This is a genomic window from Streptococcus pseudopneumoniae, assembly GCF_038148935.1.
Classification (GTDB): Bacteria; Bacillota; Bacilli; order Lactobacillales; family Streptococcaceae; genus Streptococcus; species Streptococcus pseudopneumoniae_U.
The window spans coordinates 1-25483 of sequence record NZ_JBBJZX010000021.1 but is presented as its reverse complement, the minus strand read 5'-3'; the positions used below and the strand labels follow the sequence as shown (position 1 = coordinate 25483).

The window sequence follows — 25483 nt, the reverse complement described above, 5'->3', positions numbered from 1 at the left end:
CACATGCTGGGGGATTATGACGAAGAGCTACAAACCAGATGGCTACAGTTTGGCGTTTTTAGTCCGATTACTCGCTTACATAGTTCTAGAAGTCCTTTTAATAGTAAAGAACCTTGGTTTTTTTCAGAAACAACATCTAAGATTATGAAGAAATACCTTCGTTTGAGACATCAGATGATTCCATATCTATATACCATGAATGTAAAGACACACGAGGAAGGTGCCCCTTTAATCAGCCCAATGTATTATTTCTACCCAGAGAATGATGAGAGTTATAATGTTCCAAATCAATACTTTTTTGGAACAGAACTGATGGTGGCTCCCATTGTAGAAAAGATGGATTTGGCATTCCAATCTGCAAAAGTAGATGTATGGTTCCCTGAAGGTGAATGGTATGACTTCTTTTCAGAGAAGAAATACACAGGTGGTGTGAAGTTAAGTGTTTATAGGGACATTTCGACTATTCCTGTGTTTGCAAAAAGTGGTGCAATCATTCCCCTGGTTGGTTCTGAGATAGATATGGGTGTTGATTTACCTGAAGTTGTAGATTGGTATGTATTCCCAGGAAAACAACATTCTTTTGAAATGATTGAAGATCAAAATGGTCAAAGATATAAAACAAGATTATCAATCGACTGGGAAATGGGAATGGTAGAGTTAGCATTACAAGGAGATTCTAGTATCGTTCCAAGCAATAGAATGCATAGAATTCATTTTAAAGGAACGAATGTGTCTATGATTGAATTGCCAAATAAGAATGATACAGCTAGATTTGAATGTAAAGATAATAAAACAATATCTTTAAATGATGAAGTTTTTAGACTACTAAAGACGGCTTCTCTTCCATATGAATTAAAAGATAGATTGTTAAATCAATTCATCAATGCCAAAAATTCTCATGAGTTAATGAATATCTTGCATCATCAGGATAAGGAATTGAGAGGCCGTTTGTTGGAAATGATATTTACTAGCGAAAACTAATTGAGATAATTAGAAAGTCATTTGTTTAGTGTATATGAAGCTTCGGTATGGTATTTGTTATCATTGGTCACATTGAAAATGTGAAATAAGCACCTACAACATAGACTTTACAACACTTCATGGTTCGCTCCGTGAGGTGTTTTTCGCTGTTAGTTTTATCTGTTTGAGCAGGCTGCATCTAGTTTCCTAGTTTGCTTTTTGATTTTTATTGAGTATGAGTCAAAGTTAAATAAAAATCTCACTATTCATCAGGCTAAAAGAAACCTAATCATAGTGAGATTGTGAAATTATAGTAGGGTTTGTATGGCCTCTTCAATTTGTTTTGGGTCTGTTTTTGAAGAGAAGCGTTCAAAGACCTGCCCATCACTACCGATGAGGAACTTAGCGAAATTCCATTCGATTCGTTTTCCTAGTGGGCCAGATTTCTGGTCTTTCAACCAAACATAGAGGGGATCTGCCTCCTTACCGTTGACCTTGACCTTTGCAAAACGTGGGAAGGTGGTTTGATAGTGTAGGCTACAGAAGCTATTGATTTCCTCTGCGCTGCCTGGTGCTTGTCCCATAAACTGATTGCAAGGGAAGTCTAAAATCTCAAAACCTTGGTCTTGATAGCGGTCATAGAGTTCTTGGAGTCCTTGGTACTGGGGAGTTAAACCACATCCAGTAGCAGTGTTGACAATCAAGAGTACCTTACCACGATAGGCATCTAGTGGAGTTGATTGGTTGTTTTGGTCTAAAACGGAAAAATCATAAAGTGAAGTCATGAGGGCCTCTTTTCTTTTTCTACATTGTAACAGTTTTTACTTTTTTCGTCGAGTCGGATGGAAGATGTTGTTGAAAAATAGGTCCTTGATATAATAGAAATCGTTTACAAACAGCTTAAAAAATGGTGTGGTTTAATTAAATCGATTTACTTAGTTGCTATAAATCTCTAATTTGAGATTTAGTTCCTATTGATTTATTGGAGTGTATAAATGCAAACAAAAACAAAGAAACTCATTGTGAGTTTGTCTTCACTTGTTTTATCAGGATTTTTATTATACCATTATCTGACAGTTGGAGCGGAAGAAACGCCTACGAATACCATTCAGAAAAGCCAGAAGTTCAGTATCAGCAAAGGGATACAAAAAATTTAGTTGAAAATGGTGATTTTGGTCAGACGGAGGACGGAAGCAGTCCGTGGACAGGAAGCAAAGCTAAGGGGTGGTCAGCTTGAGTAGACCAGAAGAATAGTTCTGCAGATGCCTCAACTCGAGTTATTGAGGCTAAGGATGGGGCTATCACTATCTCAAGCCATGAGAAATTAAGGGCAGTGGTTCACCGTATGGTCCCTATTGAAGCTAAGAAAAAGTACAAACTGCGTTTCAAGATTAAAACAGATAATAAAGTCGGGATTGCTAAGGTTCGTATCATTGAGGAAAGTGGTAAGGACAAGCAATTGTGGAATTTTGAAACGACATCAGGAACAAAGGACTGGAAGACCATTGAAGCAGACTATAGCCCGACTTTAGATGTTGATAAAATCAAGCTGGAGTTATTCTATGAAACGGGAACTGGGACTATTTCTTTTAAGGATATTGAGCTGGTAGAGGTAGCAGACCAGCCTTCTGAGGATTCTCAAACAGATAAACAGATCGAGGAAAAGATTGATTTACCAATTGGGAAAAAACATGTCTTTGCTCTTGCAGACTATACTTATAAGGTAGAAAATCCTGATTTTGCTTCAGTCAAAAATGGAATTTTAGAACCTCTTAAGGAAGGGACAACCAATGTCATTGTCAGTAAAGATGGAAAGGAGGTGAAAAAGATTCCTTTGAAGATTCTAGCCTCTGTTAAGGATGCATACACAGCCCGTTTGGATGACTGGAATGGTATCATCGCTGGGAATCAATACTATGATTCTAAAAATGAACAGATGGCCAAATTAAACCAGGAACTGGAAGGAAAAGTGGCTGATAGCCTATCCAGTATTTCAAGTCAGGCGGGCCGCACCTATTTGTGGGAAAAATTTTCAAATTATAAAACGTCTGCGAATCTAACTGCTACTTATCGGAAATTGGAGGAGATGGCCAAGCAAGTGACCAATCCTTCTTTTCGTTATTATCAGGATGAAACCGTTATTCGAACAGTTAGGGATTCCATGGAATGGATGCATAAACATGTCTACAATAGTGAAAAAAACATTGTTGGGAGTTGGCGGGATTATGAAATCAGTACACCTAGTGCCATCAACAATACCTTGTCTCTGATGAAAGAATACTTCTCTGATGAGGAAATTAAAAAGTATACAGATGTGATTGAAAAATTTGCGCCAGATCCCGAATATTTCCGAAAGACGACTGATAACCCATTTAAGTCCCTAGGTGGAAACTTAGTGGATATGGGAAGGGTAAAAGTAATAGCTGTTTTACTGCGCAAGGATGACCAAGAAATTTCTTCTACCATTCGTTCGATTGAGCAAGTGTTCAAGTTGGTAGACCAAGGTGAAGGTTTTTATCAAGATGGATTCTATATCGACCACACCAATGTTGCCTATACGGGTGCTTATGGGGATGTCTTGATTGATGGCCTGTCTCAACTGTTGCCAGTCATTCAAAAGACCAAGAGCCCAATCAATAAAGATAAAATGCAAACTATGTACCACTGGATTGATAAATCGTTTGCCCCTTTGCTGGTGAATGGAGAGCTGATGGATATGAGTCGTGGACGCTCGATCAGTCGTGCAAATTGCGAGGGGCACGTGGCCGCAGTAGAAGTGCTAAGAGGGATTCACCGGATAGCGGATATGTCTGAAGGAGAAACCAAACAACGTTTGCAGAGTCTTGTGAAGACCATTGTTCAATCGGATAGTTATTATGATGTCTTTAAGAATTTGAAGACTTATAAGGATATCAGTTTGATGCAATCTTTATTAAACGATGCTGGAGTCGCAAATGTTCCAAGAATCAGTTACCTATCTGCCTTTAATAAGATGGGTAAAACAGCCATGTACAATGCAGAGAAAGGGTTTGGATTTGGCTTGTCACTCTTTTCCAGTCGTACCTTGAATTACGAACACATGAACAAGGAAAACAAACGTGGTTGGTATACGAGTGATGGGATGTTCTATCTTTACAATGGCGATTTGAGTCACTATAGCGATGGCTATTGGCCAACAGTTAATCCATATAAGATGCCTGGTACGACAGAAACAGATGCTAAGAGATCGGATAGTGATACAGGTAAAGTTCTACCGTCTGCTTTCGTTGGAACGAGCAAACTAGATGAGGCCAATGTGACAGCAACCATGGATTTCACTAACTGGAATCAAACACTGACTGCTCATAAGAGCTGGTTTATACTGAAGGATAAGATTGCCTTTTTAGGAAGCAATATCCAAAACACTTCAACAGATACTGCTGCAACTACAATTGACCAGAGAAAACTGGAATCAAGTGTTCCATATAAAGTCTATGTCAATGATAAAGAAGCCTCCCTCACGGAACAAGAAAAGGATTATCCTGAAACCCAAAGTGTCTTCTTAGAATCGTCCGATTCGAAAAAGAATATTGGTTACTTTTTCTTTAAGAAGAGTTCAATCAGTATGAGTAAGACTGTCCAAAAGGGATCTTGGAAGGATATCAATGAAGGACAGTCAGACAAGGAAGTTGAAAATGAATTTCTTACGATTAGTCAGGCTCATAAGTAAAATGGGGATTCTTATGGTTATATGCTCATCCCTAACGTGGATCGTGCCACCTTCAATCAAATGGTAAAAGAGTTAGAAAGTAGTCTCATCGATAACAATGAGACCCTTCAGTCTGTTTATGATGCCAAACAAGGAGTTTGGGGCATTGTGAAATATGATGATTCTGTCTCTACTATTTCCAACCAATTCCAAGTCTTGAAACGTGGGGTCTATACCATTCGAAAAGAAGGGGATGACTATAAGGTTGCCTACTACAATCCTGAAACCCAGGAATCAGCTCCAGATCAGGAAGTCTTTAAAAAGTTAGAACAAGCAGCTCAACCACAAACTCAGGATTCAAAAGAAAAGGAAAAATCTGAAGAAGAAAAGAACCATTCGGATCAAAAGAATCTCCCTCAGACAGGAGAAGGTCAGTCAATCTTGGCAAGTCTAGGGCTCTTGCTACTTGGGGCGACTTATCTATTCCGTAGAGGAAAGAATAACTGATTTGTTCATCATCTAAGATGAATCACATGAAACTGTGGAAAATAGAAAAAATCCGAAGAAAGTCAAACATCTTCGGATTTTTCTTTTAAAAAGAGTTTGGAACAAAAAGATTTTGATTTTAGAAATTCTTTATTATAAATTTTAAAAATCGATAGATTAGACAAAAAAGCGAACAATACAGAATTCTGAGTGTCAGATAACTCGTTTTGTTCGCTTTTTATATTTAAGGTTAGACTTTTGTCCCAGACTATTTTCACTTCATTTTATCTGAGTGTAACATACTGTTGGGCAATCTCGCTAATGCGGTCAAAGTCGCCTTGGGAAGCGAGTTTATTGAGTTCGCCACCAATTCCAACGGCGTCTGCACCAGCAGCGAACCATTGAGGAATGTTGTTTAGGCCGACTCCTCCGGTTACCATTACGGAAACTTGTGGGATCGGTGCCTTGACTGCAGAGATATATGCTGGACTGAGAGCACTACCTGGGAAGAGTTTAATGATTTCACTACCAGCTTCAAGTGCAGTCGTTATCTCTGTGAGAGTAATACAGCCTGGAATGTACGGTGTGCTGTAGAGATTGCACATTTTTGCAGTTTCAGCATGGAAAGATGGAGAAACAACGTAATTTGCTCCGGCTAGAATAGCATCTCTAGCAGTTACGGCATCAATCACAGTACCTGCACCGATACAAACACTTTGATCGTCCTGATACAAGTCTACAAGTTCCTTGATGATTTGCCCTGCATACTGATTGGTATAGGCGATTTCAATAGCTTTGATACCTCCCTTGATACAAGCAATCGAGGCTTGCAGTCCTTCTTCCTTTGTATTTCCTCGAATAACAGCGACAATTTTTTGTTTTTTTAGTTCAATAATCGTATCTGATTTGGTCATGTAATTCTCCTAACGAATGATATCTTGTGCATTTGCCAGTAATTTTTCAATACTAGTTTCGGAAGTGGAGAGATGGTCTCCTGGAAGAGTACATTTGAGAGTTGCGCTCGCAACTGCAAAGTCAATGGTAGTTTTTAAGGAGGAATGATGGAGTAGTTGATAAAGGGCACCAGATATAAAGGCATCCCCGCTACCAACTCGTTGATAGACTGCAGTTTTTAGTTGGACAGACTCTTCAAATCGTTCTCCCAGAGCATAGGCCTGATAGACATTTTTGTCTTGTTCATCACTAGAGCGGAGGGTATGGAAAATGGCCTTGAAACCATAGGCTTCTTTTAATTGTCGCATGCGATTTTCCACCTCTTTTAGGCTGGCTCTGTCTCTTGGGAACATCTCTAGATTTTGGTCATCAATCATGAGAGGATCAATACCAAAGCAATAGTCAGCGAAACGTGCAAACTTAGAAAATTCATACTTGGCTTCTAGGACTGAAATCATCTTTGTTCTCAGATTGAGATCCATTGAAACGATAATCCCTCGGCGCTTGGCTTCTTCCAAGAGTAGGAGAAGGAGCGTACGAACCTCTTGACCGATAGCTACAGTGATTCCACTAAAATGAAAATGGCCAATCCCCTGAAAGAGAGAATCCATATCTAGCATGTTTGGCCGAATCTGGCTGATACTCGTATGCTTACGATCGTAGAAAACTTCACTTTGACGACAACCAAAGCCGTTCTCCAAAAAGTAGAGGCCGATTCGATCGCCAAGCCGACAGATTGAACTGGTATCGATTTGGTGCTGTTTCAAGAATGTGAGAAAACGATCTCCAATCTCGTTGGCAGGGAGTGCGGTAAAGACTTTCGTTGAGATACCCAGGGCTTGCAAATTACAAGCGATGTTAATTTCTGATCCGCCAAAATAAGTCGAACTGGCAACATGATCGCCGATACTGGTGGCATCTAATGGTGAGATTCGAATTAATGGTTCGCCAAACAGTAATATTTTCGTCATCCATTAGTTCCTTTCTGGTTTAGAATAGCTTTACTTGGCTAATACTTCTTTCAAATAAGCAGCGACTTCATCATCTTGGCAGTTTTCAAAGAAGTATTCTTGGAAGTATTTGCCAGAGATGGTGTCTTTGAGGAAGTCTTGGTCGATTGTTTTAAGGATGGTCATCAAATCATTGTAGGTGATTTGTTTCACCTCGTTTAAGATACGAGCGTTGCGTTGTTCAGGGATTACACGTTCTCTTGGGTAGCCACCGCCCATTTCTTCAGCAAATAAGCGTTCAAACATCAATTTGAGGGTCAGTTCTGCCCCCCAGCCAAATCCTTTGGCATAAGGGATAGACAAGGCGTTACCACCATTGATTTGAGAATAAAGGTAAGCGTCAGTTGGGTCCACTGCTAGACCACAGACAACACCAGGGAAGCTGTTTAAAGCAAGCATAGCTCCTACACCCGTACCACAGCCGGTAACAACAAAGTCAACTGCCTTTGTATTTAAAAGGATGGCAGCCATTAGGCCGTTTTGTACGTATGTTAATGGGTTTTCACCTTCTTCTCCACGCATACCATAGTTAAATAATTGGTAGCCTTTTTTATTTGTCGCTTCTTTTAGACTATCATAAATAATGTGATTCTTACTAGCTTGACTATTTTCATTGATTAATGCGATTTTCATAAGATCCTCTTTCTATTTTTACTCAGGTTGTTTTCCGATGTAGGCTAAGATACCGCCATCTACATATAGGATGTGGCCATTGACAAAGTCGCTGGCATCACTAGCGAGAAAGACAGCAGGGCCCATTAAATCTTCAGGATTTCCCCAACGTGCAGCAGGTGTTTTTGCAATGATGAACTGGTCAAATGGGTGGCGAGAACCATCTTCTTGCAACTCACGAAGAGGTGCTGTTTGAGGAGTGGCAATATAACCCGGCCCGATTCCGTTACATTGGATATTGGCTCCACCGTATTCAGACGCAATGTTGCGGGTCAACATTTTCAAGCCGCCTTTAGCGGCAGCATAAGCGCTAACCGTTTCACGTCCCAGTTCGCTCATCATCGAGCAAATATTGATAATCTTTCCATGCCCTTTCTTTATCATAGAAGGAATGACTGCTTTTGAAACGATAAATGGTGCGTTTAAGTCAATATCGATGACCTTACGGAAATCAGCGGCGCTCATTTCGCACATTGGAACGCGGCGGATAATACCAGCGTTATTAACGAGGATGTCAATGACACCAACCTCTTGTTCGATTTGCTTGACCATGGCTTGGATACCGTCCTCGTCTGTCACGTCACAGACATATCCATGGGCTTCGATGCCAACTTCACGATAAGCTTCAATCCCTTTATTGACCAGGTCTTGATTGATATCATTAAAGACAATAGTAGCGCCGACCTCAGCGTAGGATTTGGCAATAGCAAATCCAATTCCATAAGAAGCGCCGGTGATGAGAGCAATTTTTCCTTTTAAAGAAAACTGCTCAATTGAGAATGATGTATTTGTCATTTGATACTTCCTTTCAAATTTGTTAAGACTTCTCTATAACCAAATTATATTCTAGTAAACCGGTTTTGTCAATAATTAAATATTTTTATTTCTGAAAATCTTTGTTTTCCTAAAAAAAACGGAAGATTTTGAAGTTTCTGTCTATTGTAATGGTTAAACAAGCAATGAAAGCGCTAATATTTTTTTGAAAAAACTATTGACAAGATAAAAATAAAGGTCTACAATGTAAAATATAGAGTAAACCGGTAAACTCAAAAAAGAAAGGAGAAAAGATGAAAATTGTACTTGTAGGGCATGGACATTTTGCCACAGGGATTTATAGTTCTTTACAATTGATTGCAGGCAATCAAGAAAATGTGGAGGCGATTGACTTTGTGGAAGGAATGTCAGCAGATGAACTCAAGCAAAAAATCTTACTTGCAATTTCAAATGAAGAAGAAGTTTTAATCCTAAGTGATCTCTTGGGAGGATCGCCATTCAAGGTTTCTTCTACCATAATGGGAGAAAATCCAGCCAAAACAATGAATGTTCTCTCGGGTTTGAACTTAGCTATGTTAATGGAAGCAGTCTTTGCTAGAATGGCTCATAGCTTTGATGAGGTTGTTAATAAATCAGTAGTGGCGGCTCAGGGCGGAGTCGTAAATGGTAAAGAATTGTTTTCAACGGATGCAGAGGAAGAGGAAGAAGATTTCGAATCGGGTATTTAAAGGGTAAAAGAATGATAAAAAAGGTTACGATTGAAGAAATAAAATCGCCTGAGCGCTTCTTAGAAGTACCACTTCTGACGAAAGAAGAAGTCGGCCAGGCAATCGATAAGGTTATTCGGCAGTTAGAACTCAACCTTGACTATTTCAAGGAAGATTTCCCGACGCCAGCTACCTTTGATAATGTCTATCCAATCATGGATAATACGGAATGGACCAATGGTTTCTGGACAGGAGAACTGTGGTTGGCTTATGAATACAGTCAACAGGATGAATTTAAAAACATCGCTCATAAAAATGTTCTTTCTTTCCTGGATCGTGTCAATAAGAGAGTAGAATTGGATCACCATGATCTCGGCTTCTTGTACACACCGTCTTGTATGGCTGAATATAAGATAAATGGAGATGGAGAGGCCAGAGAGGCAGCCTTGAGAGCTGCAGATAAGTTGATTGAACGCTATCAAGAAAAAGGTGGTTTTATTCAAGCTTGGGGAGACTTGGGCAAGAAAGAGCATTACCGTTTGATTATCGACTGCTTGCTCAACATCCAACTCTTATTCTTTGCTTATCAAGAAACAGGCGATCAAAAATACTACGATATTGCAGAAAGCCATTTCTATGTTTCAGCTAATAATGTAATCCGTGATGACGCTTCGTCCTTCCACACCTTCTACTTTGATCCTGAAACAGGTCAACCCCTTAAAGGTGTAACGAGACAAGGGTATAGTGATGATTCATGCTGGGCACGTGGTCAATCATGGGGAGTCTATGGTATTCCTTTGACTTATCGTCACCTGAAAGACGAGTCCTGCTTTGACTTGTTTAAGGGTGTAACCAATTATTTCTTGAATCGTCTGCCAAAAGATCATGTTTCTTATTGGGATTTGATTTTTAATGATGGTAGTGATCAATCGCGAGATTCTTCAGCAACAGCTATCGCTGTCTGTGGGATTCATGAAATGCTAAAACATCTCCCAGAGGTGGATGCTGACAAAGATATTTATAAACATGCTATGCATGCCATGCTTCGTTCTTTGATCGAACATTATGCAAATGATCAATTTACCCCTGGTGGGACAAGTCTCCTCCACGGTGTGTACTCATGGCATTCAGGTAAAGGAGTGGATGAAGGCAATATCTGGGGTGACTACTATTACCTAGAAGCCCTTATCCGTTTCTACAAGGACTGGAACCTATATTGGTAGGAGGAGAAATATGACAATGCCAAATATTATTATGACCCGTATCGATGAACGGTTGATTCATGGGCAAGGACAACTTTGGGTAAAATACCTAGGTTGTAATACGGTCATTGTTGCCAATGATGAAGTAAGCACGGACAAGATGCAACAAACTCTGATGAAAACAGTTGTGCCAGACTCAGTTGCCATGCGTTTCTTCCCTTTGCAAAAGGTGATTGATATCATTCACAAGGCTAATCCTGCTCAAACGATCTTTATCGTTGTAAAGGATGTAAAGGACGCTTTAACCTTGGTAGAAGGTGGTGTCCCTATCAAAGAAATCAATATTGGGAACATTCACAATGCCCCTGGTAAAGAGCAAGTGACACGCTCTATCTTCCTGGGTGAAGAGGACAAGGCAGCTCTCAAGGAATTGAACCAAACTTATCAAGTAACATTTAATACGAAAACAACTCCAACAGGAAATGATGGAGCTGTTGAAGTCAACATTATGGACTATATTTAAAAGAGGAGATTGTTATGTCGATTAATGTATTTCAAGCGATTTTAATTGGATTATGGACAGCTTTCTGTTTTAGTGGAATGCTGTTAGGAATTTACACCAATAGATGTATTGTTCTGTCATTTGGTGTCGGAATTATTCTAGGTGATTTGCCTACTGCTCTTGCAATGGGAGCTATTGGTGAATTGGCTTATATGGGATTCGGTGTTGGTGCTGGAGGTACTGTTCCACCAAACCCAATCGGACCTGGTATCTTTGGTACCTTGATGGCTATCACTAGTGCTGGTAAAGTCAGTCCAGAAGCGGCTCTTGCCCTCTCTACTCCGATTGCTGTGGCGATTCAATTCTTACAAACTTTCGCCTACACTGTACGTGCTGGTGCGCCTGAAACGGCGATGAAGCACTTGAAAAACCATAATTTGAAGAAATTCAAGTTCACTCTAAATGCAACAATTTGGTTGTTTGCCTTTATTGGATTTACCTTGGGTTGCTTGGGTGCCCTTTCAATGGATACCTTGTTGAAACTCGTAGACTACATTCCACCGGTATTGCTTACAGGTTTGACAGTTGCTGGTAAAATGCTCCCAGCTATCGGTTTTGCGATGATCTTGTCAGTGATGGCTAAGAAAGAGTTGATTCCCTTTGTCTTGTTGGGATATGTTTGTGCAGCTTATCTAAACATCCCAACAATTGGTATTGCAATTGTAGGTACTATCTTTGCTTTGATTGAATTTTATAACAAGCCAAAAACAGCGAATCATGTGGTAGAGGAGGAAGCACACGATGACTGGATCTAACAAATTAACAAAACGTGATTATCTTAAAACGTCTTTGCGGGCATTCTTTTGTCAAAATGGATTTAACTATAGTAACTATCAAGGGTTGGGATATGCCAATGTGATGTATCCTGCTTTGAAAAAACACTATGGAGAGGATCAGGAAGGTTTCTACCAAGCCTTGGAAGAAAACTGTGAATTCTATAATACCAACCCACACTTCCTGCCTTTTATTACCAGTTTGCACCTTGTAATGTTGGAAAATGGCCGTCCGGCAAAAGAGACACGTAGCATCAAGATGGCCTTGATGGGGCCATTGGCAGGTATTGGGGATTCTCTCTCACAATTTTGTTTAGCTCCATTGTTCTCAACCATCGCAGCTTCTTTTGCTCAAGAAGGCCTGGTTGTCGGTCCAATCTTGTTCTTCCTAGCGATGAATACGATTTTGACAGCGATTAAATTGTCAACTGGTCTGTATGGATACAAACTAGGAACGACTGTGATTGATAAACTAAGTGAGCAGATGGCAACGATTTCTCGTATTGCCAATATTATTGGTGTAACCGTAATTGCTGGTTTGGCAGCGACATCTGTTAAGATTATGGTGCCGATCACCTTTGCTGCAGGGGAAGTTAAAGCAGACGCTAAACAAAGTATCGTAAGTATTCAGGGAATGCTTGATAAGGTTGCTCCAGCTCTTCTACCAGCCCTATTTACACTTTTAGTTTACTACTTGATCAAAGAAAAGAAATGGACAACATATAAACTCGTTATTTTAACAGTTATCATCGGAATTATCGGAAGCTGGCTTAAGATTCTAGCTTAATGGATACAACATTGTTTTATGGAATAGTGATTGTCTTGGCAGTGAGCCCCCTTTTACTGTCAAGCTTTCATTCTATTCGTCAGCAAAAGTTGCTTCGCAAACAGATGGAGCAACGAAAAGAGTATTTAGCTTCTTTAACATCTGGTGATGAAGTGTTGTTATTGTCTGGAATTCATGGAAAAATCATTTCTATCAAAGATGACTTGATCTCCTTGCAGATTGCAAAAGGTGTGGTCATCTATGTAGAAAAGGAAAGTGTAATGGGAAAGACAAAAGAACTGCTTTTTAAGTAGTTCTTTTTCTGGTAATAGATAATGAAAGAAGAAAGAAGACAATTTTTTGAAAGAATTGATGGGGACCAATATCGTGATTATATCTTGTCCCACTGTTCAAAAGACTATGAGAAAGTCAAGAGTTCCCTTGAGCGCTTGATGGACAATTGTTTTATGTTTGATAGTCCTTGGGATATGGAACCTTGTTCAAAAATCCATCAAATCCAGCCGATGGTGTGGAATCAAGTATTTGAAGATGATCCAGAATGGGCTTATATGCTCAATCGACAAGAATATCTCTTGCAGTTTATGATAGGGTACCTGGTAGAAGGAGATAAGGGCTATATCCAAAAGTGCAAGTTCTTTCTATTTGACTGGATTGAGCAGGTGAGAGAATTTCGTCCTCAATCTTTGATGACTAGAACCTTGGATACGGGTATTCGTTCCTTTACTTGGTTGAAACTACTCTTGCTCCTCTTGAAATTTGACTTGCTAGAGGAGGAAGAACTAGAGAAAATTTTGGTCAGTCTAGAAAAGCAGATTGACTTTATGAAAAGCCATTATCGCGCCAAGTACACCCTTAGTAACTGGGGGATTTTACAAACGATTCCGATACTTGCAACCTATCATTTCTTTTCAGATAAGATGGATCTAGAAGAAGCTTACCATTTTGCTTCAAAGGAGTTGAAACAGCAGATCGAGACGCAGATTTTAGAAGATGGAAGCCAGTTTGAACAGTCGATTCTCTATCATGTAGAGGTTTATAAAGCCTTGCTGGACTTGTGTCTCTTGCTTCCGGACTTGCAAGATAGCTTTCAAGAGCTGCTGGAAAAGATGGCGACTTACATTCAAATGATGACAGGTCTAGATGGACGGACCTTGGCTTTTGGTGATAGCGATTCTACAGAAACGACAGAGATTTTGAGCCTGTCTGCTATGGTTTTGAACAAGGAAGACTTTCTTAACGGTCTGGATGTTAAAGTCGATTTACTTAGCCTCCTGTTCCTGGGGCGAGAAAAGGTCAAGCGACTGCAGGAATTTGAAAAGAGAGCTTGGCAGCCTAAGTTCAGGAGCTTTGAAGATTCTGGGCATGTATGCATTAAGGATGAACATCGTTATCTATTTTTCAAAAACGGTCCGCTGGGAAGTGCCCATAGCCATAGTGACGAGAATAGTTTTTGCTTACAGTATCAAGGCCAACCGATTTTCATAGATGCTGGGCGTTATTCTTATCGGGAGGTAGATGAACGTTATCTCTTAAAGAGTGCTTGGAGTCATTCGACCTGTATGGTAGATGGGAAAGCTCCAGAAAGGATCGCGGAATCCTGGGAATATGAATACTATCCTCACTCCCTGTTTTGTCACCACAAAGAAAGAGAGGGAGTGCATTATATTGAGGGGGCGTATTTGTCAGCAGAACCTGATTTGCCTTATCTTCACAGGAGAAAAATCCTCATGTTGGCAGAGGATGTATGGCTCTTGGTAGATGATATCAGGTGTCAAGGTCAGCATGAGGCGTTGACTCAGTTTATCCTTGACAAGGATGTGACCTATCAAGATGGGAAAATCAATCAGTTGAAACTATGGAGTGAAGTTGATTTTGATTTGGAAGCTACGATCATTTCTCCTAAATACAACGAGCTTGAAAAAAGTAGCAAACTCATCAAACACCAATTCTTTGAGAATCAGATGCTGGATTATACAATCATTGCGCATGAGAGTTTTGAAATCATCCGTCATTCTGTCTACCAGACAGATGGTCATCAAGTAGAAAATGCTCTGGCTTTTGAAGTGAAAAATGACGAAACAGACAAGCTGATTCTGTTATTAAGCGAGGATATTTGTGTAGGTGAAAAATTATGCCTCGTTGACGGAACAAAAATGCGTGGAAAATGTCTAGTATATGATAAAATAAATGAGAGAATGATTCGCTTGCAGTGCTAGAAATAGACGTTTCGAATAGTGAATATGTTATAATGGGTATTAGTAGGAGGTGTTTTAGATTGGAGAAGAAACTGACCATAAAAGATATTGCAGAAATGGCTCAGACCTCGAAAACAACCGTGTCATTTTACCTAAACGGGAAATATGAAAAAATGTCCCAAGAGACACGTGAAAAGATTAAAAAAGTTATTCATGAAACAAATTACAAACCGAGCATTGTTGCGCGTAGCTTAAACTCCAAACGAACAAAATTAATTGGTGTTTTGATTGGTGATATTACCAACAGTTTCTCAACCCAAATTGTTAAGGGAATTGAGGATATCGCCAGCCAGAATGGCTACCAGGTAATGATAGGAAATAGTAACTACAGCCAAGAGAGTGAGGACAGGTATATTGAAAGCATGCTTCTCTTGGGAGTAGACGGCTTTATTATTCAGCCGACCTCTAATTTCCGAAAATATTCTCGTATCATCGATGAGAAAAAGAAGAAAATGGTCTTTTTTGATAGTCGGCTCTATGAACACCGGACTAGCTGGGTCAAAACCAATAACTATGATGCCGTTTATGATATGACCCAGTCCTGTATCGAAAAAGGTTATGAGCATTTTCTCTTGATTACAGCGGATACGAGTCGTTTGAGTACTCGGATTGAGAGGGCAAGTGGTTTTGTGGATGCTTTAACAGATGCTAATATGCGCCACGCTAGGCTAACCATTGAAGATAAGCATACGAATTTGGAACAAATTAAGGAATTTTTACAAAAAGAAATCAATCCCGATGAAAAAACTCTGGTATTTGTTCCTAACTGTTGGGCACTACCTCCAGTCTTTACCGTTATCAAAGAGTTGAATTATAACTTGCCACAAGTTGGGTTGATTGGTTTTGACAATACGGAGTGGACTTGCTTTTCTTCTCCAAGTGTTTCGACGTTGGTTCAGCCCGCCTTTGAAGAAGGACAACAGGCTACAAAGATTTTGATTGACCAGATTGAAGGCCTCAATCAAGAAGAAAGGCAACAAGTCTTGGATTGTAGTGTGAGTTGGAAAGAGTCGACTTTCTAAGATGAAAGGGAAATAACTGGCAACCTCTGTTAAGAAATAAAATAATCCCATCTAGCATGAGCTGGATGGGATTATTTGTCTATAAAATGAGAAATTATGGGAGTAATCTCCTAAATCAACTGTTTTTGATTTACTTCTTTAACTACTTGATAAAAGTTATAGAAGTAGACCAAACTTGAGATGATGGTTACGACTAGGAATATTGGAAATTTCCATTGGATGGGGTTTCTTGATTGTCTTGATTTAAGACTGAAAAATCGTATAGTGTAGTCATTGATTGCTTTTCTCCTTCTGTTTGGTATTTTTAGGAGTCTTCTCCTCTTGTAGTGATAGAAATCCGTAGGTCAGGGTTCCAAAAATGCTGCCGATAATCAGGCCATACATCAGGAAAGGAACACTTTTGTCGAATTGCGTGAGTAACTTCACAAAATCTGAAAAGGACATCTGCTGAACGAAGACCTTATGAAAGAGGAGTAGGGTAAAGAGGACAATCTGAAGACCGATAAACACAACCCAGCTTCGAAATTTGATTTGGCCTTTGCTGTAGGTTTTGAGGATGATTTCTGACTTGTCATCTTTTTCCAGATGGAGTTCTTTGACGGCTCTTTGAGTTTTTAAAGTAATGAAAAAAATGAGTCCAGAGTAAACGTAGGGCATGGCATAGCGAACGGCCTCTATGAAGCGTCCAAATAACAGATAAAACAAGAAGAGGAAGAAGGAAGAATAAACGATTTGGACCATGGAACGGGCACAGGCTTTGTAGATAATTTCTTGCCGGCATTCATCAAAAGGGCCTTGGATATGAAAGAGATTTCGAAGTAGGCGAGTGGTTAAGTCATCTTTTTTCATACTAGTAACCTCCTAAATGAGCAGTTTTACTGATTTTCTTTTACGAATTGATAGAGATAATAAAGATAAGTGATAGAAGAAAGGATAGCGATAGTGAACAGTAAATAATATTTCCAACCGCTTGAGGCGAGCATCAGTTGTGGAAAAGATAGAATTATAAAGTATAGTGCTAAGTTAAGTGTGCGCGTTTTTGGGGAGTTAATCTTTAGATAAGTTAGTACTTTATTAAGTGCTGGAAAAAAGACTAGCACGAGGAATATCTCTCTGATTGGTAAGTCCCCTGAAATGATGATGAAGATGAGCAGAGAACTGAACAAAAGATGATAGGTCAGTAAAGTTAGTAATGATTTCATAAGGCACCTCCTAATCCTGGTCTTTTTTAGCTCTTGCAATACGAAGTGAGTCGACAATATGTATCATCACTCCGAAAAAGAAAGCTCCCAGTATAGTTTTAAAAATATGTTTTGTATTTAGAAGAGAACTGATAAAATTTGGATTTTCACTTGTTAGTGGAATTATAAAAAATATCACTGTTCCATAAATCGAACCTGCTTTCAGACCAGGATAACGTGACTGTTTCTTTTCTTTTTTCATGAGTTTTCTCCTAATCCTCATCTTGATCTTTCTTGGCTTTTGCAATGCGACGGGAGATGAGGAACTGTATGCTTGCCCCGAAGAAGATAGAACCGAGAATGCTTGCTACACCATTTCTTATAGTGAGAAGAGACTGAAAATAGTCCTGACCTTCACCTATGAGTATATCGAGAAGAGGAGTTATAAAAAATATCCATAGACCAAAGAACAAACCTGCTTTCAGACCTGGGTAGCGAAGTTGCTTACTTTCTTTCTCACTCAGCATATCTGGATCAATAGCTGTAATCCCTGTTTTTTTCATTTGGTAGGTGACATAGCCAGCAGCGATGAGGGCAATCACTAAAATCAGAGGAGGATAGACCAGAGCCACTTCTTGAGGATATTTATAGGCCAGAAGGAGCGGAATAAGATTGCCGAAAATCATCAGATAAAATAGGAAGATAAAGACTTGATTGCCGATACGGTCTGCCTCGCGCCGTTTGTATTCGTCAAGTGGATCAGAAATACCGTATGTGCGCTTGATCAGTTTTTCAGTGAAGGTTTCTTTTTTCATAAGTTTGCTCCTTTTTTAAAAATTATCCTCCCAAAAGAGACTGTTGAGGTCAGTTTGGAGGCTGCGGGCGAGATTGAGACAGAGTTCCAGAGTTGGGTTGTACTTGTCGTTTTCAATCATATTGATGGTTTGTCTCGAGACACCGATATCCTTGGCGAGTTCGAGCTGGGAAATGCCCAGTTCCTTGCGAAATTCTTTCACACGATTCATCTGGTCTCCTTTCTGATTTGTGTCGTATATATTTGACTATATTATATTCTTTTAAACATAAAGTGTCAAGTATTTTTGACATATTTTTTGAAGAAATAGTAGCGCTCTTGTCTGATTTGTCTGACTAGTGCAAGCTGGTCGGATTTGTGGTAAAATAGATAAGATATGACAAAAGAATTTCATCATGTAACGGTCTTGCTCCACGAAACGATTGATATGCTTGACGTAAAACCTGACGGTATCTACGTTGATGCGACTTTGGGTGGAGCAGGCCATAGCGAGTATTTATTAAGTAAATTAAGTGAAAAAGGCCATCTCTATGCCTTTGACCAGGACCAGAATGCCATTGACAATGCGCAAAAACGCTTGGCACCTTACATTGAGAAGGGAATGGTGACCTTTATCAAGGACAACTTCCGTCATTTACAGGCACGTTTGCGCGAAGCTCGTGTTCAGGAAATTGATGGAATTTGTTATGACTTGGGAGTGTCTAGTCCTCAATTAGACCAGCGTGAGCGTGGTTTTTCTTATAAAAAGGATGCGCCACTGGACATGCGCATGAATCAGGATGCTAGCCTGACAGCCTATGAAGTGGTGAACCACTATGACTATCATGACTTGGTTCGTATTTTCTTCAAGTATGGTGAGGATAAATTCTCTAAACAGATTGCGCGTAAGATTGAGCAAGCGCGTGATCTGAAACCTATCGAGACTACGACTGAATTGGCAGAAATTATCAAGTCGGCCAAACCTGCCAAGGAACTCAAGAAGAAGGGTCATCCTGCTAAGCAGATTTTCCAGGCTATTCGAATTGAAGTCAATGATGAACTGGGAGCGGCAGATGAGTCCATCCAGCAGGCTATGGATATGTTGGCTCTGGATGGTAGAATCTCAGTGATTACCTTTCATTCCTTGGAAGACCGCTTGACCAAGCAATTATTCAAGGAAGCTTCAACAGTTGAAGTTCCAAAAGGCTTGCCTTTCATCCCAGATGATCTCAAGCCTAAGATGGAATTGGTATCCCGTAAGCCAATCTTGCCAAGTGCAGAAGAGTTAGAAGCCAATAACCGCTCGCACTCAGCCAAGTTGCGCGTGGCCAGAAAAATTCACAAGTAAGAGGGAAAAAGATGGCAGAAAGAATGGAAAAAACAGGTCAAATACTACAGATGCAACTTAAACGGTTTTCGCGTGTGGAAAAAGCTTTTTACTTTTCCATTGCTGTAACCACTCTTATTGTAGCCATTAGTATTATTTTTATGCAGACCAAGCTCTTGCAAGTGCAGAATGATTTGACAAAAATCAATGCGCAGATAGAGGAAAAGAAGACCGAATTGGACGATGCCAAGCAAGAGGTCAATGAACTATTACGTGCAGAACGTTTGAAAGAGATTGCCAATTCACACGATTTGCAATTAAACAATGAAAATATTCGAATAGCGGAGTAAGATATGAAGTGGACAAAAAGAGTAATCCGTTATGCGACGAAAAATCGGAAATCGCCGGCTGAAAACAGACGCAGAGTTGGAAAAAGTCTGAGTTTATTATCTGTCTTTGTTTTTGCCGTTTTTTTAGTCAATTTTGCGGTCATTATTGGGACGGGCACTCGCTTTGGAACAGATTTAGCGAAGGAAGCTAAGAAGGTTCATCAAACCACCCGTACAGTTCCTGCCAAACGTGGGACTATTTATGACCGAAATGGAGTCCCGATTGCTGAGGATGCAACCTCCTATAATGTCTATGCTGTCATTGATAAAAAATACAAATCAGCAACTGGTAAAATTCTTTATGTAGAAGATGCCCAGTTTAATAAGGTAGCAGAGGTTTTCCATAAGTATTTGGATATGGACGAGGCTTATGTTAAAGAACAATTGTCTCAACCGAATCTGACTCAAGTTTCTTTTGGTGCCAAAGGAAATGGAATTACCTATGCCAATATGATGGCTATTAAAAAGGATCTAAAAGACGCTAGTGTTGAAGGGATTGACTTTACAACTAGCCCTAATAGAAGTTATCCAAATGGACAATTTGCTTCTAGTTTTATTGGTTTAGCTCAACTCCATGAAAATGAAGATGGAAGCAAGAGTTTGCTGGGAACTTCTGGGATGGAGAGTTCCTTGAACAGTATTCTTGCAGGGAAAGACGGTATTATTACCTATGAAAAAGATCGTCTGGGTAATATTGTCCCCGGAACTGAACAAGTGTCCCAGCAAACGGTAGATGGCAAGGATGTTTATACGACTATTTCCAGCACCCTTCAGTCCTTCATGGAAACACAGATGGATGCTTTTCAAGAGAAGGTAAAAGGAAAGTACATGACAGCGACTTTGGTCAGTGCTAAAACAGGGGAAATTCTGGCAACAACGCAACGACCAACCTTTGATGCCGATACTAAGGAAGGAATCACTAAGGACTTTGTCTGGCGTGATATTCTTTATCAAAGTAACTATGAACCAGGATCAGCCATGAAGGTCATGACGCTAGCAGCAGCTATTGATAACAACACTTTCCCAGGTGGAGAATACTTCAATAGCAGTGAATTAAAAGTGGCAGATGTGACAACTCGAGATTGGGACGTCAATGAAGGTTTGACCGGCGGTGGTATGATGACCTTTTCTCAAGGGTTTGCGCACTCAAGTAACGTTGGGATGACGCTTCTTGAGCAAAAGATGGGAGATGCAACTTGGTTGGACTATCTAAACCGCTTTAAATTTGGTGTTCCGACCCGTTTTGGCTTGACAGATGAATACGCTGGGCAGCTTCCTGCGGATAATATTGTCAACATTGCGCAAAGCTCATTTGGACAAGGGATTTCAGTGACCCAGACGCAAATGATTCGTGCCTTTACAGCTATTGCGAATGATGGTGTCATGCTGGAGCCTAAATTTATTAGTGCCATTTATGATCCAAATGATCAAACTGCTCGGAAATCTCAAAAAGAAATTGTGGGAAATCCTGTTTCTAAAGATGCAGCTAGTCTAACTCGGACTAACATGGTTTTGGTAGGGACGGATCCGGTTTATGGAACCATGTATAACCACAGCACAGGCAAGCCAACTGTAACTGTTCCTGGGCAAAATGTAGCCCTCAAGTCTGGTACGGCTCAGATTGCTGACGAGAAAAATGGTGGTTATCTAGTCGGGTTAACCAACTATATTTTCTCGGCTGTATCGATGAATCCGGCTGAAAATCCTGACTTTATCTTGTATGTGACGGTTCAACAGCCTGAACATTATTCAGGTATTCAGTTGGGAGAATTTGCCAATCCTATCTTGGAAAGAGCAGTGGCTATGAAAGATTCCCTTAACCTCCAATCTACCGCTAAAACGTTAGATCAGGTAACCAATCAAAGCGCTTATGCCATGCCTAGCATCAAGGATATTTCACCTGGTGATTTGGCTGAAGCCTTACGTCGCAATATTGTGCAACCAATCGTTGTAGGAACAGGAACAAAGATTAAAGAATCATCTGTAGAAGAAGGGACCAATCTTACACCTAACCAGCAAGTCCTCCTCTTATCTGATAAAGCAGAGGAAGTTCCAGATATGTATGGTTGGACAAAAGCAACCGCAGAAGCTTTTTCTAAGTGGTTAAATATAGAACTTGAATTTGAAGGTTCAGGCTCTACTGTGCAGAAGCAAGATGTTCGTGCTAATACAGCTATCAAGGGCATTAAAAAAATTACATTAACTTTAGGAGACTAATATGTTTATTTCCATCAGTGCTGGAATTGTGACATTTTTACTAACTTTGGTAGGAATTCCGGCCTTTATCCAATTTTATAGAAAGGCGCAAATTACAGGCCAGCAGATGCATGAGGATGTCAAACAGCATCAGGCAAAAGCTGGCACGCCAACTATGGGGGGACTTGTTTTCCTCATTGCTGCAGTTGTGGTGAGTTTCCTTCTTGCTCTTTTTTCAAAACAATTGACCAATAATGTGGGAATGATTTTGTTCATCTTGGTCCTTTATGGACTTGTCGGATTTTTAGATGACTTTCTCAAGGTCTTTCGTAAAATCAATGAGGGGCTGAATCCTAAGCAAAAATTGGCTCTTCAGCTTCTAGGTGGAGTTATCTTCTATCTTTTCTATGAGCGTGGGGGCGATATGCTTTCAGTCTTTGGTTACCAAGTGCATCTGGGGATTTTCTATATTTTCTTCGCCCTTTTCTGGCTAGTCGGTTTTTCAAATGCAGTCAACTTGACAGACGGAATTGACGGTCTGGCTAGTATTTCCGTTGTGATTAGTTTGTCTGCCTATGGAGTTATTGCCTATGTGCAAGGCCAGATGGATATTCTCCTGGTGATTTTTGCCATGATTGGTGGTTTACTCGGTTTCTTCGTCTTTAACCATAAGCCTGCCAAGGTCTTTATGGGAGATGTGGGAAGTTTGGCCCTAGGTGGAATGTTGGCAGCTATTTCTATGGCCCTCCACCAAGAATGGACTCTCTTGATTATCGGAATTGTTTATGTCTTTGAAACAACTTCGGTCATGATGCAAGTCAGTTATTTCAAACTGACAGGTGGTAAACGTATTTTCCGTATGACGCCTGTGCATCACCATTTTGAGCTTGGAGGATTGTCTGGTAAAGGAAATCCTTGGAGCGAGTGGAAGGTTGACTTCTTCTTTTGGGGAGTTGGGCTTCTAGCAAGTCTCCTGACCCTCGCAATTTTGTATTTGATGTAAGAATGGCACCCTGATGTTTCAGGGTGTTTTTGCTGTTTAAAAAATATTGGTCAATCAAAGTCAAAACTCTTGACCTTTTCTGACCAATGTAGTATATTATGAACGTAAGGTAAATAAAAGCCTTACGTGAACACTTATTTAAAGTAAAATAGAAAGAGGTGGGGTCTATGTTTAATCTAGAAATCTTCAGAAGTAAAGATAGTCTACTCCTGCTTGAAAAAGAAAAACCAGAAATAGTACGTAGAGTAGCAATCTAGCTAGTCTAAATTTTTTAAAACAAAGGTCAAAGATAGTCAATATCAGTAATAATAAATAATAAAAAGAGGTAAAGAATATGAATAACAACTTTAATAATTTTAACAACATGGATGATTTATTTAACCAATTGATGGGTGGTATGCGAGGATATAGTTCTGAAAATCGTCGTTACTTGATTAATGGACGTGAAGTGACACCTGAGGAATTTGCTCACTATCGTGCAACTGGTCAATTGCCAGGAAATGCAGAAGTTGATGGCCAAATGTCACAACATATGTCAGGTATGAAACAAGACGGTGTCCTTGCTAAACTGGGTCGAAATTTGACAGCAGAAGCGCGTGAGGGCAAGTTGGATCCTGTTATCGGACGAAACAAGGAAATTCAAGAAACATCTGAAATTCTTTCACGCCGCACCAAGAATAATCCTGTTTTGGTCGGGGATGCAGGCGTTGGTAAGACAGCAGTTGTCGAAGGCTTGGCACAAGCCATTGTGAACGGCGATGTTCCAGCTGCCATCAAGAATAAGGAAATTATTTCCATTGATATTTCAGGCCTTGAGGCTGGGACTCAATACCGTGGTAGCTTTGAAGAAAACGTTCAAAACTTAGTCAATGAAGTAAAAGAAGCGGGAAATATCATTCTCTTCTTTGATGAAATTCATCAAATTCTCGGTGCTGGATCTACTGGAGGTGACAGTGGTTCTAAAGGACTTGCGGATATTCTCAAGCCAGCCCTCTCTCGTGGGGAATTGACAGTGATTGGGGCAACGACTCAGGATGAATACCGTAACACCATCTTGAAGAATGCTGCTCTTGCTCGTCGTTTTAACGAAGTCAAGGTCAATGCTCCTTCAGCAGAGGATACATATAAAATTCTTCAAGGAATTCGTGACCTCTATCAACAACACCACAATGTCATCTTGCCAGACGAAGTTTTGAAAGCAGCCGTGGATTATTCTGTTCAGTATATTCCTCAACGTAGCTTGCCAGATAAGGCTATCGACCTTGTAGATGTAACGGCAGCTCACTTGGCGGCTCAGCATCCAGTAACAGATGTGCATGCTGTTGAACGTGAAATTGAGGTAGAAAAAGACAAGCAAGAAAAAGCTGTTGAGGCAGAAGATTTTGAAGCAGCTCTAAACTATAAAACACGCATCGCAGAATTGGAAAAGAAAATCGAAAACCATACAGAAGATATGAAAGTAACTGCAAGTGTCAACGATGTGGCTGAATCTGTAGAACGAATGACGGGTATCCCAGTATCTCAAATGGGAGCGTCAGACATCGAACGTCTGAAAGATATGGCTCATCGCTTGCAAGATAAGGTAATCGGTCAAGATAAGGCGGTAGAAGCGGTAGCTCGTGCTATCCGTCGTAACCGTGCTGGTTTTGATGAAGGTAATCGCCCAATCGGTAGCTTCCTCTTTGTAGGACCAACTGGGGTTGGTAAGACGGAGCTTGCTAAGCAATTGGCGCTAGATATGTTTGGAACCAAGGATGCGATCATCCGTTTGGATATGTCTGAATACAGTGACCGCACAGCTGTTTCTAAGCTAATCGGTACAACAGCTGGTTATGTGGGCTATGATGATAATAGCAATACCTTAACAGAACGTGTTCGTCGCAATCCATACTCTATCATTCTCTTGGATGAGATTGAAAAGGCTGACCCTCAAGTCATCACCCTTCTCCTTCAAGTTTTGGATGATGGTCGTTTGACAGATGGTCAAGGTAACACTGTCAACTTCAAGAATACGGTGATTATCGCAACTTCAAACGCAGGATTTGGTTACGAAGCTAACTTGACAGAAGATGCTGATAAACCAGAATTGATGGATCGTTTGAAACCTTACTTCCGTCCAGAATTCCTTAACCGTTTCAATGCTGTCATCGAATTCTCACACTTGAGCAAAGAAGATCTTTCTAAGATTGTAGACCTTATGTTGGTTGAAGTTAACAAGACGCTTTCTAAGAAAGACATTGACTTGGCAGTGAGCGAAGCTGCTAAAGAATACATGACTGAGGAAGGCTACGATGAAGTCATGGGTGTTCGTCCACTCCGTCGTGTGGTTGAACAACAAATCCGTGACAAAGTCACAGACTTCCACTTGGATCACCTAGATGCTAAACATCTGGAAGCAGATATGGAAGATGGCGTTTTAGTCATTCGTGAAAAAGCCTAAATCAAGATTTTGAGGATAAAGAGAAGAGACTGGATAAAAGATTTTGGATTTTATACTCAATAAAAACAAAATAAGAACTAGAGAGTGACTCCATTATAGAAATTTCAATTTTTGAGAATAATGGGCATAAATAGATAAAACAAAAAAGCGAATAAAACAGAATTCTGATTTTCAGAAAACTAGTTTATTCGTTTTTTTATTTACGCTTATCTATCTTGGCTTAATTCAAGTATTTCCATCACCTTATGAACAATCATCTTATGCTGTGGGTGTTTCTGAATCTTCAATAACAGTTCCATCAT

The 25483-nt window shown here is 40.1% G+C and carries 24 protein-coding genes and 1 pseudogene; 15 read left to right on the top strand and 10 right to left on the bottom strand.

Features of this window, described 5'->3' with window-relative positions; all coding sequences use genetic code 11:
* A partial coding sequence (locus WKI42_RS03800; protein WP_368081215.1) for a TIM-barrel domain-containing protein occupies positions 1-981 on the top strand: 981 nt, incomplete at its 5' end.
* Positions 982-1268: 287 nt separating this feature from the next.
* On the opposite strand, the gene WKI42_RS03795 is transcribed toward WKI42_RS03800, so the two are convergent.
* The gene (locus WKI42_RS03795) at positions 1269-1745 is read right to left on the bottom strand and encodes a glutathione peroxidase (RefSeq protein WP_173213403.1); all 477 of its coding nucleotides are present in this window, start codon (positions 1743-1745) and stop codon (positions 1269-1271) included.
* Positions 1746-1955: 210 nt separating this feature from the next.
* On the opposite strand from WKI42_RS03795, the pseudogene WKI42_RS03790 reads away from it, so the two are divergent.
* Positions 1956-5155: pseudogene (locus WKI42_RS03790) on the top strand (LPXTG-anchored hyaluronate lyase).
* Positions 5156-5418: 263 nt separating this feature from the next.
* Here WKI42_RS03790 and WKI42_RS03785 read toward each other — a convergent pair.
* From WKI42_RS03785 to WKI42_RS03770, 4 genes are read right to left on the bottom strand one after another with little or no spacing between them, the layout of a single operon-like run.
* The gene (locus tag WKI42_RS03785) at positions 5419-6048 is read right to left on the bottom strand and encodes a bifunctional 4-hydroxy-2-oxoglutarate aldolase/2-dehydro-3-deoxy-phosphogluconate aldolase (RefSeq protein WP_049513598.1); all 630 of its coding nucleotides are present in this window, start codon (positions 6046-6048) and stop codon (positions 5419-5421) included.
* A gap of 9 nt (positions 6049-6057) precedes the next feature.
* Complete coding sequence (locus tag WKI42_RS03780; RefSeq protein WP_000161469.1) at positions 6058-7059, bottom strand: sugar kinase; 1002 nt, start codon at positions 7057-7059, stop codon at positions 6058-6060.
* 30 nt (positions 7060-7089) lie between these two features.
* On the bottom strand, positions 7090-7731 hold the full coding sequence (locus WKI42_RS03775) for an RpiB/LacA/LacB family sugar-phosphate isomerase (protein WP_000684789.1): 642 nt from the start codon (positions 7729-7731) through the stop codon (positions 7090-7092).
* Positions 7732-7749: 18 nt separating this feature from the next.
* Positions 7750-8565, bottom strand: coding sequence for a gluconate 5-dehydrogenase (locus tag WKI42_RS03770; protein ID WP_000185889.1), 816 nt, complete (start codon positions 8563-8565; stop codon positions 7750-7752).
* A gap of 272 nt (positions 8566-8837) precedes the next feature.
* Here WKI42_RS03770 and WKI42_RS03765 point away from each other — a divergent pair, with 272 nt between their 5' ends.
* Genes WKI42_RS03765 through WKI42_RS03730 form a run of 8 tightly spaced genes read left to right on the top strand, consistent with a single transcriptional unit; the run spans position 8838 to position 15852 of the window.
* Positions 8838-9272, top strand: a complete 435-nt coding sequence (locus WKI42_RS03765; protein WP_000706826.1) for a PTS sugar transporter subunit IIA — start codon at positions 8838-8840, stop codon at positions 9270-9272.
* An 11-nt stretch (positions 9273-9283) separates the two neighbouring features.
* On the top strand, positions 9284-10474 hold the full coding sequence (locus WKI42_RS03760; RefSeq protein ID WP_368081214.1) for a glycoside hydrolase family 88 protein: 1191 nt from the start codon (positions 9284-9286) through the stop codon (positions 10472-10474).
* A gap of 10 nt (positions 10475-10484) precedes the next feature.
* Positions 10485-10976 carry a PTS sugar transporter subunit IIB gene (locus WKI42_RS03755; RefSeq protein WP_000178619.1) on the top strand — a complete coding sequence of 164 codons (492 nt, stop codon included), beginning with the start codon at positions 10485-10487 and terminating at the stop codon, positions 10974-10976.
* A 14-nt stretch (positions 10977-10990) separates the two neighbouring features.
* On the top strand, positions 10991-11770 hold the full coding sequence (locus WKI42_RS03750; RefSeq protein ID WP_000026611.1) for a PTS mannose/fructose/sorbose/N-acetylgalactosamine transporter subunit IIC: 780 nt from the start codon (positions 10991-10993) through the stop codon (positions 11768-11770).
* Positions 11757-12575, top strand: coding sequence for a PTS system mannose/fructose/sorbose family transporter subunit IID (locus WKI42_RS03745; RefSeq protein ID WP_000148013.1), 819 nt, complete (start codon positions 11757-11759; stop codon positions 12573-12575). The genes WKI42_RS03750 and WKI42_RS03745 overlap by 14 nt, the downstream gene beginning before the upstream one ends.
* Positions 12575-12868 (top strand): preprotein translocase subunit YajC, encoded by a 294-nt coding sequence (gene yajC, locus WKI42_RS03740; protein ID WP_050217591.1) that lies wholly within the window; start codon positions 12575-12577, stop codon positions 12866-12868. Before WKI42_RS03745 ends, yajC begins: the two co-directional genes overlap by 1 nt.
* A gap of 21 nt (positions 12869-12889) precedes the next feature.
* Complete coding sequence (locus tag WKI42_RS03735) at positions 12890-14791, top strand: alginate lyase family protein (protein WP_368081213.1); 1902 nt, start codon at positions 12890-12892, stop codon at positions 14789-14791.
* A 59-nt stretch (positions 14792-14850) separates the two neighbouring features.
* A complete protein-coding gene (locus WKI42_RS03730) occupies positions 14851-15852 on the top strand; it encodes a LacI family DNA-binding transcriptional regulator (RefSeq protein WP_000412459.1) in 1002 nt (333 codons plus the stop codon).
* A 270-nt stretch (positions 15853-16122) separates the two neighbouring features.
* On the opposite strand, the gene WKI42_RS03725 is transcribed toward WKI42_RS03730, so the two are convergent.
* The 5 genes from WKI42_RS03725 to WKI42_RS03705 are packed head-to-tail and all read right to left on the bottom strand — an operon-like array spanning position 16123 to position 18058.
* A complete protein-coding gene (locus WKI42_RS03725; protein ID WP_050971690.1) occupies positions 16123-16701 on the bottom strand; it encodes a DUF3278 domain-containing protein in 579 nt (192 codons plus the stop codon).
* A gap of 26 nt (positions 16702-16727) precedes the next feature.
* Entirely contained in the window at positions 16728-17054 is a 327-nt protein-coding gene (locus tag WKI42_RS03720; RefSeq protein ID WP_000838779.1) for a hypothetical protein, read from the bottom strand.
* Between the two features lie 10 nt (positions 17055-17064).
* Positions 17065-17295 carry a hypothetical protein gene (locus tag WKI42_RS03715; RefSeq protein ID WP_050216135.1) on the bottom strand — a complete coding sequence of 77 codons (231 nt, stop codon included), beginning with the start codon at positions 17293-17295 and terminating at the stop codon, positions 17065-17067.
* Positions 17296-17305: 10 nt separating this feature from the next.
* Positions 17306-17848 (bottom strand): DUF3278 domain-containing protein, encoded by a 543-nt coding sequence (locus tag WKI42_RS03710; RefSeq protein ID WP_000712348.1) that lies wholly within the window; start codon positions 17846-17848, stop codon positions 17306-17308.
* Between the two features lie 15 nt (positions 17849-17863).
* The gene (locus WKI42_RS03705; RefSeq protein WP_001082471.1) at positions 17864-18058 is read right to left on the bottom strand and encodes a helix-turn-helix transcriptional regulator; all 195 of its coding nucleotides are present in this window, start codon (positions 18056-18058) and stop codon (positions 17864-17866) included.
* A gap of 165 nt (positions 18059-18223) precedes the next feature.
* On the opposite strand from WKI42_RS03705, the gene rsmH reads away from it, so the two are divergent.
* From rsmH to WKI42_RS03680, 5 genes are all read left to right on the top strand, one after another.
* Positions 18224-19174: a 16S rRNA (cytosine(1402)-N(4))-methyltransferase RsmH gene (gene rsmH, locus WKI42_RS03700; protein WP_368081212.1), complete on the top strand. Its 951-nt coding sequence runs from the start codon at positions 18224-18226 to the stop codon at positions 19172-19174.
* A gap of 11 nt (positions 19175-19185) precedes the next feature.
* Positions 19186-19503 carry a cell division protein FtsL gene (ftsL, locus tag WKI42_RS03695; protein ID WP_000840840.1) on the top strand — a complete coding sequence of 106 codons (318 nt, stop codon included), beginning with the start codon at positions 19186-19188 and terminating at the stop codon, positions 19501-19503.
* Positions 19504-19506: 3 nt separating this feature from the next.
* Entirely contained in the window at positions 19507-21759 is a 2253-nt protein-coding gene (gene pbp2x / locus WKI42_RS03690; protein WP_368081211.1) for a penicillin-binding protein PBP2X, read from the top strand.
* A 1-nt stretch (position 21760) separates the two neighbouring features.
* Positions 21761-22741 carry a phospho-N-acetylmuramoyl-pentapeptide-transferase gene (mraY, locus tag WKI42_RS03685; RefSeq protein ID WP_368081210.1) on the top strand — a complete coding sequence of 327 codons (981 nt, stop codon included), beginning with the start codon at positions 21761-21763 and terminating at the stop codon, positions 22739-22741.
* 334 nt (positions 22742-23075) lie between these two features.
* Positions 23076-25181 carry an ATP-dependent Clp protease ATP-binding subunit gene (locus WKI42_RS03680; RefSeq protein ID WP_368081209.1) on the top strand — a complete coding sequence of 702 codons (2106 nt, stop codon included), beginning with the start codon at positions 23076-23078 and terminating at the stop codon, positions 25179-25181.
* The last annotated feature ends 302 nt before the right edge of the window (positions 25182-25483 follow it).